The sequence below is a fragment of the Rhizobium subbaraonis genome, from assembly GCF_900220975.1.
Classification (GTDB): Bacteria; Pseudomonadota; Alphaproteobacteria; order Rhizobiales; family Rhizobiaceae; genus Mycoplana; species Mycoplana subbaraonis.
Map to the genome: position 1 here is coordinate 122,497 of NZ_OBQD01000011.1, position 16,103 is coordinate 138,599.

Annotated in this window: 14 protein-coding genes; 10 read left to right on the forward strand and 4 right to left on the reverse strand. The window is 63.0% G+C overall.

The genetic code is table 11. The features are described 5' to 3' along the window. Window positions 1–97 precede the first annotated feature (97 nt). From CRO48_RS17880 to CRO48_RS17910, 7 genes are all read left to right on the forward strand, one after another. A complete protein-coding gene (locus CRO48_RS17880; protein WP_097141230.1) occupies window positions 98–481 on the forward strand; it encodes an AGROH133_08824 family phage infection protein in 384 nt (127 codons plus the stop codon). A gap of 263 nt (window positions 482–744) precedes the next feature. Further along, window positions 745–1,311, forward strand: coding sequence for a F0F1 ATP synthase subunit delta (locus tag CRO48_RS17885; protein ID WP_097141231.1), 567 nt, complete (start codon window positions 745–747; stop codon window positions 1,309–1,311). Next, window positions 1,311–2,840 (forward strand): F0F1 ATP synthase subunit alpha, encoded by a 1,530-nt coding sequence (gene atpA, locus CRO48_RS17890; protein WP_097141232.1) that lies wholly within the window; start codon window positions 1,311–1,313, stop codon window positions 2,838–2,840. Before CRO48_RS17885 ends, atpA begins: the two co-directional genes overlap by 1 nt. Window positions 2,841–2,868: 28 nt before the next feature. Next, window positions 2,869–3,741, forward strand: a complete 873-nt coding sequence (locus CRO48_RS17895) for a F0F1 ATP synthase subunit gamma (RefSeq protein WP_097141233.1) — start codon at window positions 2,869–2,871, stop codon at window positions 3,739–3,741. Between the two features lie 26 nt (window positions 3,742–3,767). After that, window positions 3,768–5,288 (forward strand): F0F1 ATP synthase subunit beta, encoded by a 1,521-nt coding sequence (atpD, locus tag CRO48_RS17900; RefSeq protein WP_097141234.1) that lies wholly within the window; start codon window positions 3,768–3,770, stop codon window positions 5,286–5,288. 72 nt (window positions 5,289–5,360) lie between these two features. Next, a complete protein-coding gene (locus tag CRO48_RS17905) occupies window positions 5,361–5,768 on the forward strand; it encodes a F0F1 ATP synthase subunit epsilon (RefSeq protein ID WP_097141346.1) in 408 nt (135 codons plus the stop codon). A 214-nt stretch (window positions 5,769–5,982) separates the two neighbouring features. After that, window positions 5,983–7,410 carry a mannose-1-phosphate guanylyltransferase/mannose-6-phosphate isomerase gene (locus CRO48_RS17910; RefSeq protein WP_097141235.1) on the forward strand — a complete coding sequence of 476 codons (1,428 nt, stop codon included), beginning with the start codon at window positions 5,983–5,985 and terminating at the stop codon, window positions 7,408–7,410. A 22-nt stretch (window positions 7,411–7,432) separates the two neighbouring features. Here CRO48_RS17910 and CRO48_RS17915 read toward each other — a convergent pair whose 3' ends face one another. The 3 genes from CRO48_RS17915 to CRO48_RS17925 all read right to left on the reverse strand — a co-directional run bounded on the left by CRO48_RS17915 (window position 7,433) and on the right by CRO48_RS17925 (window position 10,159). Next, entirely contained in the window at window positions 7,433–8,197 is a 765-nt protein-coding gene (locus CRO48_RS17915; RefSeq protein ID WP_097141236.1) for a metallophosphoesterase family protein, read from the reverse strand. A 52-nt stretch (window positions 8,198–8,249) separates the two neighbouring features. After that, on the reverse strand, window positions 8,250–9,050 hold the full coding sequence (locus CRO48_RS17920; protein WP_097141237.1) for a DUF6030 family protein: 801 nt from the start codon (window positions 9,048–9,050) through the stop codon (window positions 8,250–8,252). A gap of 194 nt (window positions 9,051–9,244) precedes the next feature. Further along, window positions 9,245–10,159, reverse strand: coding sequence for a LysR substrate-binding domain-containing protein (locus CRO48_RS17925; protein WP_097141238.1), 915 nt, complete (start codon window positions 10,157–10,159; stop codon window positions 9,245–9,247). A gap of 109 nt (window positions 10,160–10,268) precedes the next feature. Here CRO48_RS17925 and CRO48_RS17930 point away from each other — a divergent pair, with 109 nt between their 5' ends. The 3 genes from CRO48_RS17930 (at window position 10,269) to CRO48_RS17940 (ending at window position 14,147) form a co-directional block, all read left to right on the forward strand. Further along, the gene (locus CRO48_RS17930; protein WP_097141239.1) at window positions 10,269–11,411 is read left to right on the forward strand and encodes an iron-containing alcohol dehydrogenase; all 1,143 of its coding nucleotides are present in this window, start codon (window positions 10,269–10,271) and stop codon (window positions 11,409–11,411) included. Window positions 11,412–11,427: 16 nt separating this feature from the next. Next, window positions 11,428–12,927, forward strand: coding sequence for an aldehyde dehydrogenase family protein (locus tag CRO48_RS17935; protein WP_097141240.1), 1,500 nt, complete (start codon window positions 11,428–11,430; stop codon window positions 12,925–12,927). 98 nt (window positions 12,928–13,025) lie between these two features. Then, window positions 13,026–14,147, forward strand: coding sequence for a mandelate racemase/muconate lactonizing enzyme family protein (locus tag CRO48_RS17940; RefSeq protein ID WP_097141241.1), 1,122 nt, complete (start codon window positions 13,026–13,028; stop codon window positions 14,145–14,147). A 221-nt stretch (window positions 14,148–14,368) separates the two neighbouring features. Here CRO48_RS17940 and CRO48_RS17945 read toward each other — a convergent pair whose 3' ends face one another. Further along, window positions 14,369–16,093 carry an ABC transporter substrate-binding protein gene (locus tag CRO48_RS17945; protein WP_097141347.1) on the reverse strand — a complete coding sequence of 575 codons (1,725 nt, stop codon included), beginning with the start codon at window positions 16,091–16,093 and terminating at the stop codon, window positions 14,369–14,371. Between the last annotated feature and the right edge of the window lie 10 nt (window positions 16,094–16,103).

Consider the following 16,103-nt stretch of genomic DNA (forward strand, 5'->3'; position numbering starts at 1 on the left):
GTGCAATCGCAGTGCAAAATGAACCGGGGCGGATTCCTTGCCGCCTGTGATTGTGCCATAAGGCGGGGCAATTCAGGGCTTGCGGCGGAGCGCGTTGATGGAATTCTACATTCCGACCGAGACAGGGGAATTTCTCGCCTTCAGCGGCGCAGTCGCTGCGCTCCTGCTTGGTCTCGTCGGGCTCTTTGCGCCCCGCCTTGCGCTGAAATTCAACGGTCTGCAACTGCGCGACGCCAGCACGGAAGGCTGCGCTGCGGCCCGTTCGCTCGGCGGTTTTCACGCGGGACTGGCGCTCTGTGCGATCATGGTCGCACAGGACTGGACCTATCTGGCCGTCGGCTCGGCCTTCTCGCTCGCCGCGTTCGGACGCATCCTGTCCATGATGTCGGACGCCTCGTTCGGCTGGAAGGGGCTCGTGCTGCTGGTCGTGCAGATGCTTCTGGCGATGCTGCCGCTCGCGCATGTGTTCGGTTTCGTTTGACGTTGCCTTTCTTCGTTCGGAAGCCGAATCCGAAAGGCCGGTTCCAATTTTGACAAAATTCGGGAGAAGGCTGCTCCACTTATCACGGATTCCTGTGTCTGCCCGTGTTGCGAGTCCGAAGTTCCTATGCTAGACGAACCGCGAATTTCAGAAAGAGCGGGCGTTCTGCCTGGCGAGGACTGAAAATAATCGCAACGAATTCAGGGTGTTGAGTTTACGGGATTCCCGCAAGCTATTGCTCTGGATGAAAATAAGAGAAGCTTGTGCCCGTGGCAGACACATCCCAGCTTATTTCCGGTGTTGCAGAAAGGTACGCGTCTTCGCTTTTCGAGCTTGCGCTCGAAGCTGGCAGCGTCGACGCGGTGGGTGCCGACCTTGGTCGCTTCCAGGTGATGATCGACGGCAGCGAAGATCTGAAGCGCCTGATCCTGAGCCCGGTATTCTCCGCCGAAGACCAGGCGAAGGCGGTTGCTGCCATCGTCGAGAAGGCAGGTTTCTCCCCTCTCGTTGCAAACTTCCTCAAGGTTGTGGCCTCGAACCGCCGGCTATTCGCCGTGCCGGGCATGGTCAAGGCCTATCGCGTGATCGCCGCCCGTCACCGTGGCGAGATCACTGCGGAAGTCACCTCCGCGCATGCGTTGACTGCAGCGCAGGAGACCGAATTGAAGGCGGCGCTCAAGGGCGTCACCGGCAAAGACGTGGCGATCGCCGTCACTGTCGACCCGTCCATTCTCGGTGGTCTGATCGTCAAGGTCGGGTCCCGCCAGATCGACACTTCGCTTCGCACCAAACTCTCTACCCTTAAGCTTGCACTGAAAGAGGTCGGCTGATGGATATCCGCGCCGCGGAAATTTCCGCAATTCTCAAAGATCAGATCAAAAATTTCGGCAAAGAGGCGGAAGTCTCGGAAGTCGGCCAGGTGCTCTCCGTCGGTGACGGTATCGCCCGTGTTTACGGCCTCGACAACGTTCAGGCCGGCGAAATGGTGGAGTTCCCCGGTGGTATCCGCGGCATGGCGCTGAACCTGGAAAGCGACAACGTCGGTGTCGTTATCTTCGGTTCAGACCGTGACATCAAGGAAGGCGACATCGTCAAGCGGACCGGCGCCATCGTCGACGTCCCGGTCGGTCCGGAACTGCTCGGCCGCGTTGTTGACGCGCTCGGCAACCCGATCGACGGCAAGGGCCCGATCAATGCCAAGCAGCGCGCCCGCGTTGACGTCAAGGCTCCGGGCATCATCCCGCGCAAGTCGGTGCACGAGCCGATGTCGACCGGCCTCAAGGCCATCGACGCGCTGATCCCGGTCGGCCGCGGCCAGCGAGAGCTCGTCATCGGCGACCGCCAGACCGGCAAGACCGCCATCATCCTGGATGCGATCCTGAACCAGAAGGCGATCCACGACAGCGGCCCGGACAGCGAGAAGCTGTACTGCGTCTACGTCGCTATCGGCCAGAAGCGTTCGACCGTCGCCCAGTTCGTGAAGGTTCTCGAAGAGCGCGGCGCTCTCCAGTACTCGATCATCGTTGCTGCAACCGCCTCCGACCCGGCGCCGATGCAGTACCTCGCACCGTTCGCGGGTTGCGCAATGGGCGAATACTTCCGTGACAACGGCAAGCACGCCCTGATCGGCTACGACGACCTTTCCAAGCAGGCCGTTGCCTACCGCCAGATGTCGCTGCTGCTGCGCCGTCCGCCGGGCCGCGAAGCCTATCCGGGCGACGTCTTCTACCTGCACTCCCGCCTGCTTGAGCGCGCTGCAAAGCTCAACGACGAGATGGGCGCTGGCTCGCTGACGGCTCTGCCGGTCATCGAAACCCAGGGTAACGACGTTTCGGCGTTTATCCCGACCAACGTGATCTCGATCACCGATGGCCAGATCTTCCTTGAAACGGACCTGTTCTACCAGGGTATCCGTCCGGCCGTTAACGTCGGTCTGTCGGTTTCCCGCGTGGGCTCTTCCGCTCAGATCAAGGCGATGAAGCAGGTCGCCGGCTCGATCAAGGGCGAGCTTGCCCAGTATCGCGAAATGGCAGCCTTCGCCCAGTTCGGCTCGGACCTCGACGCCGCGACGCAGCGCCTGCTGAACCGCGGTGCACGCCTGACCGAACTCCTGAAGCAGCCGCAGTTCTCGCCGCTGAAGACGGAAGAGCAGGTTGCGGTGATCTTCGCCGGCGTCAACGGGTACCTCGACAAGCTGCCGGTCAACAAGGTCGGCAAGTTCGAGCAGGGCCTGCTTTCGTACATGCGCACGGAAGGCAAGGGCATTCTCGATGCCATCCGCACGGAGAAGGCAATCAGCGACGACACCAAGGGTAAGCTGAAGGCTGCTCTTGACGCCTTCGCTAAATCCTTCGCCTGAACGGGTTCCAGTCTAGGACGGATAACGGATGCCTTCACTTAAGGATCTGAAGAACCGGATCGCCTCCGTCAAGGCGACGCAGAAGATAACCAAGGCGATGAAAATGGTCGCCGCGGCGAAGCTTCGGCGTGCGCAGGAGGCGGCCGAGGCCGCCAGGCCCTATTCGCAGCGCATGGGCGCGGTGCTGGCCAATATCGCCCAGGCGGTAGGCCAGGACGACAGCGCGCCGCGGCTGATGGCGGGCACCGGCAAGGACGACGTGCACCTGCTCGTCGTCTGCACGGCCGAGCGCGGTCTCTGCGGCGGTTTCAACTCGCAGATCGCCCGCCTTGCCCGCGACCACACGCGCAAGCTCTTGGCCAACGGCAAGACGGTGAAGATCATCTGCGTCGGCAAGAAGGGCTTCGATATCCTTCGTCGCGAGTACGCTTCGCTGATCATCGATCGCGTCGATCTGCGGGAAGTCAAGAAGGTCGGCTTTGCCAATGCTGACGAGATCGGCCGCAAAGTGATCGCGCTGTTCGACAAGGGCGAGTTCGACGTCTGCACGCTGTTCTATTCCGAGTTCAAGTCGGTCATCGCGCAGATCCCGACTGCCCAGCAGCTCATCCCGGCGTCTGCCGGAGAGCCGGTCGAGCAGTCCGATGCGATCTACGACTATGAGCCCGATGCGGCTGCGATCCTTGGCGATCTCATCCCGCGCAACATCTCCGTCCAGATCTTCCGGGCCCTGCTCGAGAACGTCGCAGGTGAGATGGGTGCCAAGATGAGCGCCATGGACAATGCGACCCGCAATGCCGGTGAGATGATCAACAAGCTGACGCTGAACTACAACCGCCAGCGCCAGGCTCAGATCACCAAGGAACTCATCGAAATCATCTCGGGCGCTGAAGCGCTCTAAGGACCAGGACAAAGAGGGTAAGAATCATGGCTAAGGCAGCTACCCCGAAAGAAACCGTAGCGGAGAAGAAGCCCGCTGCTCCGCGCAAGACGGCAGCCGCCAAGGCCGCTTCAACCGCAGTCATCGCGAAGGGTGCACAGGGTCGCGTCACGCAGGTCATCGGCGCTGTCGTCGACGTCGCCTTCGATGGCGACCTGCCGCAGATCCTCAACGCGCTGGAAACCGACAACAACGGCAACCGCCTTGTTCTCGAAGTCGCCCAGCACCTCGGCGAAAACACCGTTCGCACGATCGCCATGGACTCGACCGAAGGTCTCGTCCGTGGTCAGCCGGTCGCCGATACCGGTGCTCCGATCTCCGTTCCGGTCGGTGACGAAACGCTCGGCCGCATCATGAACGTCATCGGCGAGCCGGTCGACGAAGCCGGCCCGCTTGTCACGTCTGCCAAGCGCGCCATCCACCAGGACGCTCCGGCTTACGTTGAGCAGTCCACGGAAGCGCAGATCCTCGTCACCGGCATCAAGGTCGTCGACCTGCTCGCTCCCTACGCAAAGGGCGGCAAGATCGGCCTGTTCGGCGGCGCTGGCGTCGGCAAGACCGTTCTCATCATGGAACTGATCAACAACGTCGCCAAGGCGCACGGTGGTTACTCGGTGTTCGCAGGCGTGGGTGAACGTACCCGCGAAGGCAACGACCTCTATCACGAAATGATCGAGTCCGGCGTGAACAAGCTCGGCGGCGGCGAAGGCTCCAAGGCCGCGCTCGTCTACGGCCAGATGAACGAACCGCCGGGTGCGCGCGCTCGCGTCGCCCTGACCGGCCTGACGATCGCAGAAGACTTCCGCGACAAGGGCCAGGACGTTCTGTTCTTCGTCGACAACATCTTCCGCTTCACCCAGGCTGGCTCGGAAGTTTCGGCTCTTCTCGGCCGTATTCCTTCGGCGGTGGGCTATCAGCCGACGCTGGCGACCGACATGGGCCAGATGCAGGAGCGCATCACCACCACGACCAAGGGCTCGATCACCTCGGTTCAGGCCATCTACGTTCCGGCCGACGACTTGACGGACCCGGCGCCGGCCACCTCGTTTGCGCACCTTGACGCGACGACCGTTCTGTCGCGTTCCATCGCCGAAAAGGGTATCTATCCGGCCGTCGATCCGCTCGACTCGACCTCGCGCATGCTCGACCCGATGGTCGTCGGCGAAGATCACTACGAAGTTGCCCGTAAGGTCCAGACGACCCTGCAGCGCTACAAGGCCCTCCAGGACATCATCGCGATCCTGGGCATGGACGAGCTGTCGGAAGAAGACAAGCTGGCCGTTGCCCGCGCCCGCAAGATCGAACGCTTCCTGTCGCAGCCGTTCTTCGTCGCCGAAGTCTTCACCGGTTCGCCGGGCAAGCTGGTTGCGCTCGAAGACACGATCAAGGGCTTCAAGGGTCTCGTCAACGGCGACTACGACCACCTGCCGGAAGCCGCCTTCTACATGGTCGGCTCGATCGAGGAAGCCGTCGAGAAGGCCAAGAAGCTGGCTGCCGAAGCCGCTTGATCAGAGAACACCGGGCGCCTGCCTGCCGGGCGCCCGTTCCTGACCTGATGAAATCAGAAGAAGTGAATGGTCATGGCCGACAGTTTCCAGTTTGAACTCGTTTCTCCAGAGCGCCTGCTGCTTTCGGGCAGTGTGACCTCGGTCGTCATTCCCGCCTCGGAAGGCGAGATGACCGTCATGGCCAACCATGCGCCCACCATGACGACGATCAATCCCGGTATCGTGACCGTCACGTTCGCCGACGGAAAGACGGACCGGTACGTGGTGTTCGGCGGCTTCGCCGATATCCTGCCGAGCGGCTGCACGCTTCTGGCGGAATCGGCGGTGCATGTCGACGAGATCAGCCGCGACGATATCATCAAGCGGATCGAAATTGCGCGCGGCGAACTTGAAGCGGCTCCGAACGACGAGCACCGCGCCGGTATCGAGCGCTACATTGCGCAACTCGGCACGGTTCAGGGAACGATACTTCCCGCTTGAACAGCGAATTGATGTCCCACGTCATGGAACCCCGCTTCGGCGGGGTTTTTTGTTGTCTCACAGGAACTTCATGGCCGCAAATGCCTTAACTAAGAGGCAAGGTAGCTATCGTCTTTGGGACTATTTGCTTTGAAATGAAGCAGATTGCTGCTTCTATGCCGGTCCGGCGGGGAAGCTGTCGGGCCTATCGCATTATTTGCTGGAATGAGGATCGATGTCTGAAAAAATCATCCCGGTCATTATGGCGGGCGGCAAAGGTACCCGGCTATGGCCGCTTTCGCGTTCGAGTGCGCCCAAGCAGTTCATGTCGCTGCTCGGAAAGAACACGCTGTTTCAACGAACGCTGGCGCGTGTCGCCGACACCGAGCGCTATGAAGCGCCGATCGTGCTGACAAATGCCGAGTTTCGCTTTCTTGTCGCCGAGCAGGCGCGTCAGATCGACCAGCCGCTGTCCAAGATCCTGCTTGAGCCCGTTGCGCGCAATACGGCGCCGGCGCTGGCAGCCGCCGCACTGATCGTCGCCGGCGAGTTCGGCGAGCGGGCCATCATGCAGGTGCTGGCTTCCGATCACGAGATCGTCGAGGACGACGTCTATCGCGATTGCGTGGCGCGCGCGGCGGAGGCGGCGCAGGCCGGCAGGCTTGTGACCTTCGGGATCACGCCGACCGAACCGGCAACGGGCTACGGCTACATCGAGGCCGGTGAAGAACTCGGCGGCGGTGCCTGTGCGGTCAAGCGCTTTATCGAGAAGCCGGACCGCGAGAGGGCGGAGCAGCTCGTTGCCGCTGGCGGCTACCTGTGGAACTCCGGCATGTTCATGCTTCCGGTCGGAATCTTCCTCCAGGAACTGCGCCAGCTCGCGCCCGAAGTTCTAGAGGCGGCGACGCAGGCTATTGCCGGCGCAAAGGCCGACCTCGATTTTGTCCGGCTCGAGGAGGAGGCTTTCTCCAAGGCACCTGACATCTCCATCGACTACGCCATCTTCGAAAAGACACCCATCGCCGCCGTGGTTCCCTCGCCGATCGAATGGTCGGATCTCGGCAGCTGGGACTCGGTGTGGAAGCTCGGTGAGCAGGACGGTTCGGGCAACGTTGCTGACGGCCGTACCACGCTGCTCGATACGCACAATTCGCTCGTGCTGTCGAAGGACATCCATGTCGCCGTGCAGGGCATGTCCGACATCGCGGTGATCGCGAGCGAGGATGCCGTCTATATCGGACGCATGGAAGACAGCCAGAATGTCGGCAAGCTGGTCAAGCACCTTGCCTCGATGAGGGAGACAGCACCGCTGACGGAAACGCATCGGACGTCTTACCGCCCCTGGGGCGGCTACACGTCCGTTCTCAACGGCGACCGTTTCCAGGTGAAGCGGCTGTTTGTCAAGCCGGGGCGAAGGCTTTCGCTTCAGAAGCATCATCACCGCTCCGAGCACTGGATCGTCGTGCGTGGTACTGCCGAAGTGACGGTCGGCGAGAAGGTCATCCCGCTGCGCGAAAACGAATCGGTCTATATTCCGCAGGGCGAGCTGCACCGCCTTGCCAATCCGGGAAAGATCCTGCTGGAGCTGATCGAAGTCCAGACCGGTTCCTATCTCGGCGAGGACGACATCATTCGTATCGAGGATGAATTCGGCCGGGACTAGCCGAATATCGCCCATCGCTCGCTTAAAGCAGGCGGGCGCCCGCGGCATCGACCTTCAGGACGGTGAGTCGGCCGGTGGCGAAACAGCCGGTGTCGATACCGATGCGGCCGGCGGCGAACTCCGGTTCGCCGCACGGCGTATGGCCGTGCACGACCACCAGAGGGAGCTCCGGCCCGTTTGTCAGAAACGGCTCGCGGATCCACAGCATGTCCTCTTCGTTCTGCTGATCTAGCGGTATGCCGGGTTTTACCCCGGCATGGACGAAGAGATACTGTCCCGCCTGCAGGAAAATGGGCAGGCGCGCGAGAAAGGCGAGCTGATCGCCCGGTATCGACCGCGTCAGGCTTGCGTCGTTACGCCAAAGGACGTCCTCAACATCGATGCCAAAGGATGCCAGCGTCGCCAGTCCGCCGAAATTCGGGCCGAGCCAGTAAAGCCAGCCCGACGGATCGCGCAGAAATCGCAAGAAAGTATCGTCGTGATTGCCGCAGATCGCGATCCTTGCCAGCCCGTCGTCGTGGCTGCCGGCGAGGTGGCGGAGGACGGATGCCGAGTCAGGACCGCGATCGACGTAGTCGCCGAGATAGACGAGCAACACGTCGCCGTCCGTTCGCCTTGCATCTTCGCGAATTCGCTCCTCTGCTTCCATCAGTTCGCGGAAGCAGCCGTGCACGTCTCCGATCGCATAGATGGTCGGTAGCCGCCCTTCCAGCGTGAGACGCGCGCGCGCGCGCTTCTTGCCGGTTAACGTTGGAATCTCGACGATGCTGTAGGAGGCGGACTGCATCGTGCCAGCTTATCGCATTGCCGCATTGCGGCAAACGTTCACGGCCTAGGCCTTACCTTGCCGCCATCGGCGGATCCGGCATAGGAAGCCATTTCTCGCGATCGAAATAGGGCGGCAGATAGGTGTTCTTGGGACGCGACCGATCCGGCGTGATAATGAAGTTGAAGCGCGGCGTATCGCCGAACTCCCGCTTCAGCTGAATGCGGCTGCCGAGCACCACGACGTCGAATTCCTTGAGCGCGCGGAGATTGTCGAGGATTTCCGGGGCGTCGTTCCAGCGAACTTCCTCGAAGAAGACGCCTACGGCTGCGATCGCCGCGTCGGTCAGGGCTGTCCGCGTCGCCTCGTTCTCCAGGTTGAGCTTGATCCTGAACGAGGTCAGTCGCTCCTGGTTGCTGCCGCGGATGGACAGGTAGGCGGAGGTCTTCGGGCCGTCCCCATCGTCATCGGCGGTGAACTCGCGGAAGGAGGTGCAATACCAGCCGCTGCCGGTGAGGCCCTCTTGCCAGCCGGAATTGGCAAAGCCGGTGCGCTGCAGCGCGGTGCAGAGTTCCTTGGGATCGCGCCGGACCGTGCGTGAGAACTTCGTCTCCATGGGAACGATGCGCGAGACGAGGCGCTCGGGTATTTCGACCTGGGGGCGGGGTATCCGTCCGCCGCGGCTTTCGAGTGGGCGGGGCTGCGTGTTTTCGGATTGCCTGGCGATCGGCTCAAAGCCGAAATGCACGAGCGCGCGGTTCAGGTTGCGGTGATCGTTGGCCAGCAGGAAGGTTGCCGCGATCGCGGAAAGGATCCCAAGCGTCAGCAGTGCAAACAGGATCTTGCCGGATCTGCCCTTTTTCTTGTCCGCCATGCCGCAATGACGTTGCCCGATCGCTGCAGGATCCACCGGACCGGTTCGGGACGGTCGGCCGATGGCGCCGGGGCTTCCGGTGGCTTGGTGATAGGGCACAAAGAGGCTCTCGGCAAGCGGCCGGCGCAAGGTGCCGCATTGACACCTGCAGCACGGAAACGTGACTTGGTGCTACCGGGAGGGGTGCTGCCCGCTCAGCCAGGTTTTGCCGCAAGGGCGGAGAGTGCTGCGTGCAGCTTCAGCACTTCCGGTGGCGATGGCCGGAAGCGTGGCAGGCCCAGATAGTAGCCGTATCCGGTTTTCAGGCCGCTTGCGCCAAGCACGACAAGCCGTCCGTCCGCAAGCGGCTCGCCGAGAAGGCCGAGGCTGCCTAGCGCTACGCCGTCGCCGCGCGTCGCGGCGTCGACGGCCATCACATAGGTGGAGAAGGTCAGGTTCGCCCGCGCGCTTCTCGCCTCGTTGTGTGCGCCCAGCCTTTCGAACCATTGGCGGAAGGAGATCCAGTTCGCATTGAAGCGGTCGTAGTCGATGAGGTCGAGGGCAGCGAGGTCCGCCGGTGCCAGCGATGCCGCGTCTTCGATGCCGCGGCTGCGCAGGTAGTCAGGCGAGGCGACCGGCGCGAGCTCTTCGGTCAGAAGAGCGGTGAGCGACCAGCGTGGATGTTCGCCACGACAATAGAGGATGACGAGGTCGTTGCTCTCGGAGGCAAGGTCGGAAGGGCTGTCGGAAGTGAGAAGGCGAATCGACAGGCCGGCATCGGCCTTGCCGAACTCGCGCAGACGCCTGCCCAGCCATAGGTGGGAGACCGAACCGCTGGCGGCGATCGAGATCGTCTGGCCAAAGCCGGCGCGGAAGGGCTCCAGGCTTTCCTCCAGATAATCCAGCGTCGCCCGGATACGCTGGAACAGCCGCTCGCCACCGGGCGTCAGCGCCAGGTTCTTGCCGCGGCGGGTGAACAGGTCGGCGCCGAGATGCCCCTCCAGTCCCTTTATGCGGCGGCTGACGGCGGCTTGGGTAATGTTCAGCTCGCGCCCGGCACGCGAAAAATTCATGTGCCGGCAGGCGGCGTCGAAGACGCGGAAGGTCTCGAGGGGGATCTTGTCGAGCATGGGCCCATCATGATTTCAGATCATCGAAATTCCCGAGAATTCGATGGATTTGAAAATATCAGATCGTGATGCAGGGTAAAGCGTTCGCGTTTGCGCACGGGAGACGACCTTGCAGTTCACCACCTCCTTCGTCCCGGAGATCCGGTTCGGCAATGATCTTCACCGGACGGTCGGGAAGGCTGCCGCCGGGTTCGGCGCGAGGCGGGCTGCCCTCGTCATCGACGGGTTCCTGGCGCAGTCCGGACTTGCGGACAGGATCGCGGCCCAGCTTGCCGACGAGGGGATTGCAAGCCGGTTCTTTTCCTCCTTTTCCGGCGAGCCGAAGCTGAGGCATGTGCGAGAAGCCACGGAGATGGCGACTGGCTGCGACCTCGTCATCGGGATCGGCGGTGGATCGGCGCTGGATATCGCCAAGATCGCTGCCTGCTGCGCCGTCTCCGGCGAAGATCCGATGCACTATGCGCTCGCCGCCCATCCGCTGCCCGCCAACCCCTTGAAGAAGATCATGGTGCCGACGACGGCCGGTACGGGTTCGGAAACGTCGGCAACGACCATCTTCACCGGGCCCGAGGGCAGGAAGCTCTGGATCTGGGGGCCGGAAACGAAGGCGGATCTCGTCCTGCTCGATCCGGCACTGACGGCGACGCTGCCCGCAAATCTCACCGCGTGGTGCGGGTTCGACGCCATGATCCACGCCTTCGAGGCGGCGACGAACCGAAACGCCCATTACGGGGCGAAACTCTATGCGCACGAGGCGCTGCGGCTGATCGGCGGCGCGCTGGAAACGGCCGTCCGCGAGCCGCAGGACCTTGAGGCGCGCGGCAAGGTGCTGCTCGGCTCCTGCCATGCCGGCATCGCCATCGACAATTGCGGCACGGCGATCGCGCACAATATCAGCCATGCGCTGGCGGGGCTGGCGCCTGTGCATCACGGGCTTGCGACGGCACTCGGCTTCGAATCGACGATCGGCTGGCTGGTCGAGGCGGATACGGCAGATCTGAATGCCGCGGCACGGGCGCTTGGGCTGCAATCGGCATCGGAGCTGCCGTCCTTCGTGTCAGGCCTGATGGATCGCACCGGGATCGAACGTGCGCTGCCGGCGGCCTTCACCGGCTTCGATGACGCCGCTCTTGCCGCCGAGATGCGCGCGCCGGAAAACCAGCCGATGCGGCGTTCGACGATCCGCGAGATCACCGATGGCGACATTGGCGTCTTCGCCGCGCGCATCATGACGCTGCCGAAGACGCTCTGACGCCTGGGGGAGACAGATGACCACGCGCTATAGCCGAGACTACTGGGAAAAGCTGCTGGCCGGGCTGAGGCTGGAAGGACGCCACTTCATCGACGGCGACTACCGGATGTCGCTTTCCGGCGAGACCTTCACCCGCATCCGACCGATGGACGGCCGGCCGGGCGGAGTGCTCTCGCGCGGGAACGCCGCCGATATCGATGCCGCCGTCGCTGCGGCGCGAGCCGCTTTCGCAAGCGGTGTCTGGCGCCACAAGGACCCGGGCGAGAAGAAGAAGATCATGCTGAGATGGGCGGAGCTGATCCGCACGCACGGCGAGGAACTGGCGATGCTGGAGACGATCGACGTCGGCAAGCCGGTGATGGCGTCGCTCAATGTCGACGTCCGGCTCTGCGCCGACGGCATCCAGTACTATGCCGAAATGATCGACAAGATGTACGACGAGATCGCTCCCACAGGACCCAAGGCGCGCGCCCTCGTCCGTAAAGTTCCGCTCGGCGTCGTCGGCGCGATCACGCCGTGGAACTATCCGATGATCATCGACGCCTGGAAACTCGGGCCGGCGATCGCGGCTGGCAATTCGGTGGTGCTGAAGCCGGCGGAGCAGTCGTCGTTATCGGCGCTGCGGCTCGCAGGACTCGCCGTGGAAGCGGGGCTGCCGGCCGGCGTGCTGAACGTGGTCACCGGCTATGGCGAGGAGACCGGCAAGCCGCTGGCGCTGCACATGGACGTGGACATGATCGCGTTCACGGGCTCCACCGAGGTCGGCAGGCTGATCATGGGCTATGCGGCGCAGTCCAACGTGAAGCGGGTGGCGCTGGAGCTCGGCGGCAAGTCGCCGCTCGTGGTCTTCGAGGATGCCGATCTTGATGCCGCTGCCTCGGCCGTGGCCTGGGGCTGCTTCTACAATTCCGGCGAGACTTGCCATGCCTCGACGAGGCTGATCGTTCAGCGTTCGGTGCAGGACAGGCTGATCGGCAAGATCAGGGAGGTTTCCGATCGGGAGATTGCCCTGAAACATCCTCTCGATCCGTCCGCGCAGATCGGGGCACTGATCGAGGAAGCGCATATGGAGAAGGTGCTCGGCATGGTCGCCGCCGGGGAGAGGGAGGGGGCTCGCCGCGCCTTTGGTGCCGAACGCGTTCTTTCGGAGACCGGCGGCTACTACGTCTCGCCGGGCGTCTTTGTCGACGTCAGCAACGACATGAGCCTGGCCCGGCAGGAAATCTTCGGACCGGTTCTGGCGGCCATCGCCTTCGACACGGAGGAAGAGGCGCTTGCTATCGCCAACGATACGATCTTCGGCCTCGCCGGCGCCGTCTTCACCAAGGACATGGACCGGGCGCACCGCTTTTCGGAAAGCCTGCATGCCGGTACGGTGTGGATCAACACATACGACATGTCGAACTTCGCCACGCCCTTCGGAGGCTTCAAGCAGTCGGGCTTCGGACGCGACCGTTCGGTGCATGCGATCGACAAATACTGCGACTACAAGACGATCTGGCAGCAGTTCGCGTAGCCTACGGCCTTCGTCTCGGCTCTCTCCACAGGCGGGGAGAGGGTGCCGGCGGGGGATGAGGGTCACGGGGAGCCAGCAAGCAAGAGGAAAGAGAAAGCATGAGCCGCATCGCATCGATCGAGATCTCCCACCACCGCCTGCCGCTGGACCCGCCGTTCAAGGCGAGCTGGGACGGGCGACCGCGGCGGCACTTCGATGCAACGATCGTGCGGGTGCGCGACGACGAGGGGCGCGAGGGCATCGGATCGGGCGACCTGATGAAGGGCTTCGAGGGGCATGAGGACCTGTTCGTCGGCCAGGACCCGCGCCATCTCGAGCGGCACTACGAGGTGCTGTCGCACATCAATTTTCACTACGGCCGCTGCTGGCCGCTGGATCTCGCGCTCTGGGATCTCTCGGGGAAGATCACCGGCGAGCCGGTCTGGCGGATGCTTGGCGGCCGGGCCGACCGGGTTCGGCTCTATGCCTCGTCGGGCGTGCTGCGCGAGCCATCCGCAATGGCCGATCAGGCGGAGCGCTATATCGAGGAAGGTTTCCCGGCGATGAAGGTGCGGTTCTCCTCGTCATCAGGCGGCCGCGTCGGCTGGCGCGACGACGTGAAAGCGCTGGAGGCGATCCGTGCTCGCGTCGGCGATCGGCTGGAGCTGATGGTCGACTGCAACCAGGGCTGGCGGATGCCCTGGGACACGACGCTGCCATGGACCTTCAAGGACGCGCTGAGCGTTGCGCGGGAACTGGAGCGGCTTTCGATCTACTGGATGGAGGAGCCGCTGTTCCGCTCCGACCGGAAGGGCATGAAGGCGCTGAAGGAATCAACCTCGGTTCGGATTGCCGGCGGCGAGATGACGCGAGAGCTTTACGAGTTCCGTGACCTCATCGAGGAGCGCGTCTTGGACGTGATCCAGCCGGACGTGGCACTCGTCGGCGGCATCACGGGTTGCCGGAGGCTGGCCTATCAGGCACGCGAGGCGGGCGTGACCTTCACCCCGCACAGCTGGACCAACGGTATCGGCGTGCTCGCCAATGCGCAGCTGACCGCCGGCTGCGGCGATGCACCGTTTCTGGAATATCCGTATGACAATCCCGAATGGAGCGAGGCGCGGCGCGACTATCCGATGATCGCGCCAGTGCAGCACCGGGATGGGTGGCTGGAGCTTGGCGAAGCAGCCGGGCTTGGGATCACCCTCGACGAGGAACGGCTCAAGGCGACACGGATCTGAGCCGTGCGATCTGGAGCATGGCTGTGGTCATCCAGCATGCCGATAGGCAATGATGCCGTCTCAGATACGCAGTCATCCCCAAGGTCGCGCTCGGGGCTTCGGCTGATGTTCCATCGCCCCGTGGCGGCGAAACGAGAACCGCCCGGACGTTTCCATCCGGGCGGTGCCTCTTGGGGCTCAGGTCCGCCTGAGCCCTGTTCCGGTGAACACCGTTTCGCTGATCACTTGGCCTGCCAGCTCTTGACGAGTTCGTCGTAGTTGACGGTAAGGGGCTTTTCCTTCTCGTCGGCGATCTTCAACTGCGGCGCGAGGTTGCCCTTGGCGACGGCGTCCTTGTTCCAGTACTCGATGTCATGCTCCTCGGCGAGCTTCGGGCCCATATCGCCCATGACGCCGGCGCGTTCCAGGCGTTCGAGCACCTTTTCCTGCTCGGCGCAGAGCGAATCCATGGCTTCCTGCGGGGTCTTCGCGCCCGACGACGCATCGCCGATCGCCTGCCACCACAGCTGGGCAAGCTTCGGATAGTCCGGAATGTTCGTACCGGTCGGCGACCACTGAACCCGGGCCGGAGAACGGTAGAACTCGATCAGACCGCCGAGTTTCGGCGCCCGCTCGGTGAACGACTCGTGGGCGATCGAGGATTCGCGGATCAGCGTCAGGCCGACATGGCTCTTCTTGACGTCCACGGTCTTCGAGGTGACGAACTGCGCATAGAGCCAGGCGGCCTTGGCGCGGTCGTCAGGCGTCGACTTCATCAGAGTCCAGGAACCCACGTCCTGGTAGCCGAGCTTCATGCCGTCCTTCCAGTAGACGCCGTGCGGCGAGGGAGCGAAACGCCACTTCGGCGTGCCGTCCTCGTTCACGACGGGAAGACCCGGCTTCACGAAGTCCGCGGTGAACGCCGTGTAGGTGAACATCTGCTGGGCGACTTCGCCCTGCGAGGGAACCGGACCCGATTCGGAGAAGGTCATGCCCTGGGCGGCGGCGGGCGCGTAGGCCTTCAGCCACTGCAGGTACTTCTCGATCGAATAGACGGCGGCCGGACCGTTGGTGTCACCACCGCGGGCCACGCACGAGCCGACCGGACGGGAGTTTTCATCGACCTTGATGCCCCATTCGTCGACCGGCTTGCCGTTCGGAATGCCCTTGTCGCCGTTGCCGGCCATCGACAGCCAGGCGTCGGTGAAGCGCCAGCCGAGCGACGGGTCCTTCTTGCCGTAGTCCATGTGGCCATAGACCTTCTTGCCGTCGATTTCGCGACCGGTGAAGAATTCGGCGATGTCCTCATAGGCCGACCAGTTGACGGGAACGCCGAGGTCGTAGCCGTACTTGGCTTTGAAGTCGGCCTTGTTCTTCTCGTCGTTGAACCAGTCGTAGCGGAACCAGTAGAGGTTCGCGAACTGCTGGTCCGGAAGCTGGTAAAGCTTGCCGTCCGGGGCAGTGGTGAACGAGGTGCCGATGAAGTCGGCGAGATCGAGGTTGGGGTTGGTGACGTCCTTGCCCTCGTTCGCCATGAAGTCGGTCAGGCTGCGCGCCTGCTGGTAGCGCCAGTGGGTGCCGATGAGGTCCGAGTCGTTGACATAGGCGTCGTAGATGTTCTCGCCCGACTGCATCTGCGTCTGAAGCTTTTCGATGACGTCGCCTTCGCCGATCAGGTCGTGGGTGATCTTGATGCCGGTGATCGCGGTGAAGGCCGGTGCAAGAACCTTGGACTCGTATTCATGGGTGGTGATCGTTTCGGAGACGACCTTGATGTCCATGCCGGCAAAAGGCTTGGCGGCGTCGATAAACCACTGCATTTCCGCTTCCTGGGCGGCACGATCGAGACTGGAAAGATCGCCGATCTCGGCATCGAGGAATTTCTTTGCCGCGTCCATGTCGGCAAACGCCGTACCAGTCATTGCCAGCAGCATGGCTGCCGTCGTTGTCAAAAGGTGCCTTCGCATCATAATCCTC